This is a genomic window from Prosthecobacter sp. GW821-HT29F12, from assembly GCF_058803405.1.
On sequence record NZ_CM179517.1, the window covers coordinates 7,313,579 to 7,321,061 of the forward strand.

3 protein-coding genes are annotated in these 7,483 nt (G+C 62.7%); 1 reads left to right on the top strand and 2 read right to left on the bottom strand.

From position 1 onward, the window contains the following. Window positions 1-74: 74 nt before the first annotated feature. Window positions 75-2,936: an ice-binding family protein gene (locus tag AC3RLQ_RS30190; RefSeq protein WP_493032628.1), complete on the bottom strand. Its 2,862-nt coding sequence runs from the start codon at window positions 2,934-2,936 to the stop codon at window positions 75-77. Window positions 2,937-3,292: 356 nt separating this feature from the next. Further along, a complete protein-coding gene (locus AC3RLQ_RS30195) occupies window positions 3,293-3,559 on the bottom strand; it encodes an addiction module protein (RefSeq protein ID WP_493032630.1) in 267 nt (88 codons plus the stop codon). Window positions 3,560-3,738: 179 nt separating this feature from the next. Here AC3RLQ_RS30195 and AC3RLQ_RS30200 point away from each other — a divergent pair, with 179 nt between their 5' ends. Continuing rightward, window positions 3,739-7,155, top strand: coding sequence for a PVC-type heme-binding CxxCH protein (locus AC3RLQ_RS30200; protein ID WP_493032632.1), 3,417 nt, complete (start codon window positions 3,739-3,741; stop codon window positions 7,153-7,155). Window positions 7,156-7,483 lie beyond the last annotated feature (328 nt).

Consider the following 7,483-nt stretch of genomic DNA (forward strand, 5'->3'; position numbering starts at 1 on the left):
CCGCCGCACTCATACCACCTTCTGGCATGCCGCCCGGTTGTTGTGCTCGGATCGAGAACCCACCCTGCGTCAGCTCACCAGCTCACGCGAAAGCCGGCGAACACGGTGTGGCTTTGGTAGTTGGTGCGGAAGAGCTCGGCCTGGTAGGCGAGGTAGACGGCGTAGCGGCTCCACGCGACATTCATGCCTGCGGTGACGAGGGCGCTGTCCCGCCCGATCCGGGGGCCGTAGGCGGTGAAGGGATTGCCGGCACCATTGGCAAACTGGGAGGTGATGCCGAGCTGGGAGTACAGGTACTCATGCTGCCACTGCATGCTGAGTGAGGGAGTGACCCGGGCCGCACCCACGAGGGCGGTGTAGGCCGCACGCAAGCCGATGCGTGAGCGCAGCGACTCCTGGCTCTGGGAGCCAAAACGCAGCGGCTGCAGGGATCCGGATTCCTCAAAGCTGTCGATGTTCACGTGCGTGTAGCGCAGCGATGCCATGGGGGTGAAGGTCCATTGGTTCACCTGAATGTTGTAGCCGGTGCCGATATAGGCGTCGTAGCTGGTGCTGTTGGTGTTTCCCGTGGCCATGCCGCCCAGCGCGCTGCGCCGCGTGTCATAGCTGTTGAAGCTGCCGCCCACCATGAGTTCGGTGTAAAAGGCGCCGCTCAGGTACATCGCATACACCGCTGCGCGCATGCCATCGGCGGTGAGCCTGCCGCCGTCCGTGAGATCGCTGTTGGAGCGTGCATAGCCGAGGGTGACACCCAGGACCCAGTTGTCATTCAGGCGCACATCCGCGCCGATGGTGCTGCCCACGGACTGCACATCAAAGCCGTTCGCATTGGCGGTGTTTCCCAGGCTGGCGTACTGGCCGGTCGCATTGGCAAAGAAGCCATAGCGGTAGTTGTTTGGCGAGATCGTGGGGGAGAGCCCGGAAACGGGATAGACATCCTTGCCGCTCGTTCTCTCTGTCTGTTCGGCGACGGGCTCGCTCCAGCCCGCGCTGCGGATGGAGGAAAGGCGCTGCTGCACGCTCATGATTTCCGTGTCCAGCTGGGCAAAGGCGATGCTGTAGATCGCCGTCAGCTCTTCCGGGGCGATTTTTTCCAGCTGCTGCGGCACGGCGTTGATGTTAAGACCGTTGAGATAGGCCAGCACGGGAGCCTGGCGCACATCGTTCAAGGCGGAGTCCAGCGCACCCGCCACGGCCGTTTGATTCGGGGTGAGCGGGATGAGGCTCAGCGCATTTCCAAAGCTGTTCTGCACGGCATTTACAAAGACGGCCGTGGGGGTGTACACGACGACGAGATTCACCAGGGTGCCCGGACCTGCGAAGGGATTGACCACCGTGGCGAACTGACCCGCCACATTGCCGGCTTGGATGATATCAAAGCTGTCGCCCAGGTTCGGGCGCAGTCCGCCCGCAGTGGTGATCACCAGCGTGCCGCCGAGATTCGCCGCGCCGCTGATGAGCAATTGGTCATGGTTGGCCGGAGTCACCAGCTCGGTGGCCAGCAGACCGCTGCCGCCCTGGGTGTAGGTGCCGTTGATGGTGAGGGCGCCCACGGCGGCCCCCGGATTCACCGTGCCCAGGTTCATCACGTTTCCGGTGATGATGCCCGTGCCATCCAGATTGCCGCCAGCCTGGATGTTCACCGCCGGGGAGTTGAGGGCTCCGGCCACGGAGACCGTGCTGCCTGCTGCCACCGTGGTGCTCAGGGCTGTGAAGCTGCCGCCCGTGAGGATATTAAGCGTGCCCGCAGCGATGCTGGCAGGGCCGGTGACCGTGGTCGCGCCGCTGATGCCCAGGCTGCCGGTGCCGGCTTTGATCAAACTGCCTGCGCTGGTGACCACGCCGCTGAAAATCGCCCCGGCTGTGTTGTTCACAGTCACCAGCGGTGCCGAGCCGGTGAAGGCCAGACCGCTGGAGATCGTCACCAGCCCTGCGCCGGCATTGATGGTGAGGCCCGGATCGCCGGCCAGAGTCAGCGTGTTGGCACCGGCGATGGTGACCGCCGCCGGGTCTTTAATGGTCAGCGTGTTGATGGTGAAATCAGCGCCCAGGTTGGTGCTCTGATTGGCCGCGCCGTTGGCGGAAAAGGTGATGTTGTCCAAAGCGGAGGGGACGAGCAGCGAAGGCGTGCCTGCCACATCCACGGCCCAGTTGCCCGCCGTCGTCCACAGGCCGCTCGCGGCGCCCAGCCAATGCGTGGGGCCGTTCACCAGCAGGGGCGTCATGGCGATGTTGTTGCTGTCCATGGTCACCGCTCCATTCAGGGCCAGAGCCCGCCCGTCCAGCGTGGCCCCGGTGTTGAGTGTGATGTCGGTGTTCGCCAGAATGGAGCCGATGAAGGCCGAGTTCACCCCCAGTGTGGCTGAGCTGCCCACCTGCCAGAAGACATTCGCCGCCTGCGCGCCGTTGATCAGATTGATGCTGCTGCCGGCGGCGGTGATGAGCGTGGAGCCCGCCTGAAAAACCCACACCGCATTGGGATTTCCCATCGCATCCAGCGTCAGCGTGCCGGTGATGCCAAAGGAACTGGAGTCCGTGTGCACCCCGGGGGCCAGCGTCAGTCCGCCCAGATCCGCGATCGGCGCATAGATGATCGTCGGCAGGCGGCCGGCGGCGTCATTGAAAGCCGTGAGCAGATCGCCCTTGCCGCTCAGGGTGATGGCATCTCCGCCGTGATTGATCCCTGTCAGGGTCACCGAGCCAAAGCCCGTCATCGTGGCCGTGGGCAGGCTGCCCACATCTCCGATGATGGTGGTGGGCCCTGTGTTGGTGATGCCCGCCCCCGCCAGCACCGCGAAGTCAGCCGCCTGCCCCAGCACGATGGGAGATTCAGCCGCCGAGAGGTGGAATCCGGCCACAGCGGCCGTGGTGATCAGGCACCAAGAGATGCGCCTTAGGAGGATATGCGAGAAAATACGATTAGGTAATGAGGTCATCTATATTTATTGTAATTTATAGCTACAATGGAAATAATAGATGGTTTAAGCTCGATTTGATATGGGGTGAATACCCCATACTAAGATTGTGATGCAATCAGGGGTTAAGGATGATTCTAAGTCGTTGGCTGAATACAACGTTTATCTGTCCTCACCCGATGCCTGTATCTCGTGGGGGCGATGCCGCAGTCAGGGCTCGCCTGCGTAGGCAAACTGGCGCTTTGGGAGGAGGGGATCATCTTGATCCCTCAGGCCAGATCTGCGGAGTCATCGGGTCCGGTTTCAACCGGGGATCCGGGCATAGTACCCGACTGCCTCGTAATATTCGATCCGGGCATGCCTGTTCCAGATGAGGCTCATGCGGCCTGCTTTTCTTTGCGGATGCTGGCCAGCAGCTCCCGCGCACCGCTCATAACTTCCTCGTGCGGAATTCCAGGAGAGCTGCCATCGCGCATTTCCTCCACGCGTCGGTTGAGCTCATCCTGCCATTCCGGACTCACTTCGAGGTCATCGTCATCATCAAGACTGCCGATAAGCTTGGTGACGAGATAGGAACGTTCGGCACGAGGCATGGAGAGCGCGCATTCGACAAGCTCGGCAATATTGAGGGCGGCGGTGCTCATGTGCGCATTCTAAATGTTGAAGGCCTTGCTTTCAACAGGGGATGCGGTCCGGGGCGCTCACCCATGAGCGCACTCTCCGCATCGGTCAACCGCCACCCTCCCCACCACCCCCCTGCATTTCCCCCGAGAGAATGCTTGCCAAATGTCCGCCGCAGCGTCGTATCTTGCGCTTCCCTTTTATGATGACTCGCCTTGCCCTGATTCTCGTTGGTTCGATCGGCCTCGCCGCCCATGCCTCGCAGCCGACATCGCTCGCCGATCTGCCGGACGCGCATCCCGAGGCGGAGCTGAAGGCCTTCGTGGTTCCCGAGGGCTTTGAGGTGAATCTCTTCGCGGCGGAGCCCATGATCCAGAAGCCCGTGCAGATGAACTGGGATGCCCAGGGCCGCCTCTGGGTCGTCACCAGCACCACCTACCCGCACATCAAGCCCGGCGAAGAGGCCAAGGACCAGGTCGTCGTGCTCGAAGACACCGATGGCGACGGCAAGGCCGACAAATCCACCACCTTCGCCGAAGGCCTGCACATCCCCACCGCCCTCGCCCCCGGAGACGGCGGTCTCTATGTGGCCAATTCCACCGAGGTGCTCTTTTTAAAGGACACCAACAACGATCTCAAAGAGGACGACCGCACCATCCTGCTCAGCGGCTTCGGCACGGAGGACACGCACCACCTCCTCCACACCTTCCGCTGGGGCCCGGAGGGCATGCTCTATTTCAATCAGTCCATCTACATCCACACCCACATGGAGACCCCCCACGGCATTCGCCGTCTCATGGGCGGCGGCATCTGGGAGTTCCGGCCGGAGACGCGCCGGGCGGAAATCATCAGCAAAGGCCTCATCAATCCCTGGGGCCTCGAGTTCGACCGCTGGGGCCAGAGCTTCGCGTGCGACGGCGCAGGCGGGGAGGGGATCAATTTCATCTTCCCCGGCTCCGTGTTCGCCACCTCCCCGGGGGCCAAGCGCATCCTCCACGGCCTCAGCCCCGGCCAGCCCAAGCAGTGCGGACTGGAAATCATCGAAGACCCCCACTTCCCGGCGGACTGGCAGGGCACCTTTGTGCTCAATGATTTCCGCGGCAACCGCGTGAACCGCTTCCAGCTCACCCCCAGCGGCAGCAGCTACATCGCCAAGCAGCTCCCGGATCTCCTCGCCTCAACGCACCGCGCCTTCCGCCCTATTGACGTCAAGATGGGCCCGGACGGTGCCATTTACATCGCCGACTGGTACAATCCCATCATCCAGCACGGGGAAGTGGACTTCCGCGACGCCCGCCGCGACCACTCGCACGGCCGCATCTGGCGCATCACCGCCAAGGGCAAGCCCCTCAGCCCCAAGGTCCAGATCTCCGGTGCCACCACGGCCGACCTGCTGGAAATGCTCAAGTCCGACCGCAACCACGTGCGTCGTTTTGCCAAACGCGAGCTCCGCGACCAAGGTGCCGCCAAAGTCACGCTGGCCCTGGACGAGTGGGCCGCCAAGCTGGACACCACCAAGGAAGCCGACTCCCACGCCCTGCTCGAAGCCGCCTGGGCGCGCGAAGGCGTGAACTCCTTCTCGCCCACGCTCTGGCGCAGGCTGTGGGATAATGGGGACTACCGCATCCGCGCCGCCGCGCTGCGCATCCTGAGCCACCGCTGGAAGGTTTTCCCTGAAGTGATGAAGGTGCTGGAGCAGGCCGTGGCGGACGAAAACGCCCAGGTGCGCCTCTGGGCCCTGGCCGTACTGGCAGACATGCGCAAGCCCGGAGCAGTCAGCCTCGCCCTCAAGGTGCTGGACCGCCCGATGGACGATTCCCTCGATTTCCTCCTGGAGCAGACCTGCCGTGAGCAGGCCGACATCTGGATGCCCGCAGTCGTCCAGGGCAAGCTCAAGCTCGACGAGCGGCCCAAGCACCTCGTCTACGCCATGAAGAGCACCGGCCGCAGCGATGCCCTGCCACCCCTGTTTGCTGCGCTGAAAAGCGGCAAGCTCAGCGCCGAAGACGCCGCCGCCGTGCTCGACATGGCCGGCAGCGCCGCCGACGCCGCGCAGGCCAGGACCATGGTCGACATGGTCAACGACGCCTCCCTTGCCCCCTACTACATTGGCCTGCAGGACGCCTTGGTGAAGGCTGCCACGGATCGCAAGGTCATTCCGGAAGGCGCGAAAGACATCGTGATGGCCTGGTTTACCCGCCCTGAGCCCCATGTGGTGCACCGCACCGCCATCCTCGCCGGACTCTGGAAAGTGGAACCCGCCCGCGACACGCTGGTCGCCCTGCTCACGGACGCCAAAACCCTCCCTGCCATCCGCGATGGTGCCACACGCGGCCTCACCGCCCTCGGCGGCGTGAAGTCCCGTGACCTCTTCGACAAGCTCTTCACCGAATCCCAGGACAACGGCCTGCGTGCCCTCATGATTGACGGCCTGACCAGCGTCGGACCGCAGCTCGCGGCCAAGCGCGCCGTCGAGTTCCTGGCCAAGGCAGAAGTGGATGCCGCCAAGCCCATCCTCACCGTTTTCCTGAAGAACAAGCAGCTCCCCGGCGTGCTGGCCAAGGAACTGGAAGGCAAGACGATTCTTGACTCCGTGGCCGTCGAAGGCATCCGCATGGTCACCTCACGCGGCATTCAGGGCCCCCTGGCTGATGCCCTCAAAAAAGCCGGCGGCGTCAAGCAGATGGACCGCCCCCTCACCCCTGAGGAAATGAGCGCCATGGTGGCCAAGGTGAAGACCCAGGGCGACCCCGCCCGTGGCGAGGCCGTCTACCGCCGCCAGCAGATGCTCTGCACCACCTGCCACGCCATTGGCGAATCCGGCGGCGTGCTGGGGCCAAACCTCGTCAGCATCGGTGCCAGCGCCCCGGTGGACTACCTCATTGAGAGCCTGCTGGAACCCAGCAAGAAGATCAAGGAAGGCTACCACATGGTCATCATCAGCAAAAAGGACGGCGGAGTCATCTCCGGCGGCCTCATCAATGATGGCGCTGAGGAATTGACGATTCGTGACCCCGCCAATCAGATCATCAGGGTGGCCAAATCCGCCATCGCCAGCCGCCAGATGAGCCCCGTGAGCATGATGCCCCCCGGCCTCACCGCCAGCCTGCGCGAAGACGAATTCATCGATCTTGTGCGTTTCCTCTCCGAACTCGGCCGGGAAGGGGCCTACAAGACCCAGCCGAACCGCTACGTCCGCACCTGGAAGGCCATGGGCAAGATGGAGCAGAAGGACGTGGACCACGTCCGCCACGTGGGCAGCTTTGCCCTGAACGACGACAAACATCCCTTCCCATGGCAGATGGCGCTCAGCCAGGTGAATGGCGACCTCCCTCTCGCTGATCTGCCTGCGGCGCAGAAAATGTATCCTTGGTTCCCAAAAATCGTCCAATTTGGCCTGAAATTGGACGGTGCCGGCAAAGTCAAACTCGGCTTCAGTGCCGTGAAGGGCATCGTTGTGGCGGTGGACGGGGCAGAGCTAAAGGAATTGCTGCCCCAGCAGGAGCTCGAATTGAGCGCCGGAACCCACCGAATCAGCGTGCTGATTACCCGCGACGCTGGGGAACTGGCGGCTTTGCGCGTGGAAATCCTAGATGGACCTGCCGTGGCTGTGCCCTGAGGCTCCTCAGAGGCGAAAAATCGTAAAGTCGATGTATTTGCATTGACGGGACAGATCCATTTTCGCTATTCTGAACGCTAGGCTTGGAATGCTGTCTTACCCCGGCGTGCATCCACGCACCAACCATTTGCTTACCCCCATGAGAAATCACCCCATCGACCAGACGCACAACGAAATGCTCGTTGTGTCGAACGGTTGTGACTTTTCAGGGTTTCCCATGGATGCGCAGGTTCAGTGTCTAAACGCCGCCGTTTCGCTGTCTTGTGTCCTTTTCTTCCGCCTTTTTTAAAATTCTCCCGCGCCGCCCCTGCCCAAACTTTTTTCTCTG

Excerpts from the sequence above, each read along its gene's own strand:
- AC3RLQ_RS30190 (WP_493032628.1), bottom strand. The coding sequence starts at position 2,936 with ATGACCTCATTACCTAATCGTATTTTCTCGCATATCCTCCTAAGGCGC.
- AC3RLQ_RS30195 (WP_493032630.1), bottom strand. The coding sequence starts at position 3,559 with ATGAGCACCGCCGCCCTCAATATTGCCGAGCTTGTCGAATGCGCGCTC.
- AC3RLQ_RS30200 (WP_493032632.1), top strand. The coding sequence starts at position 3,739 with ATGATGACTCGCCTTGCCCTGATTCTCGTTGGTTCGATCGGCCTCGCC.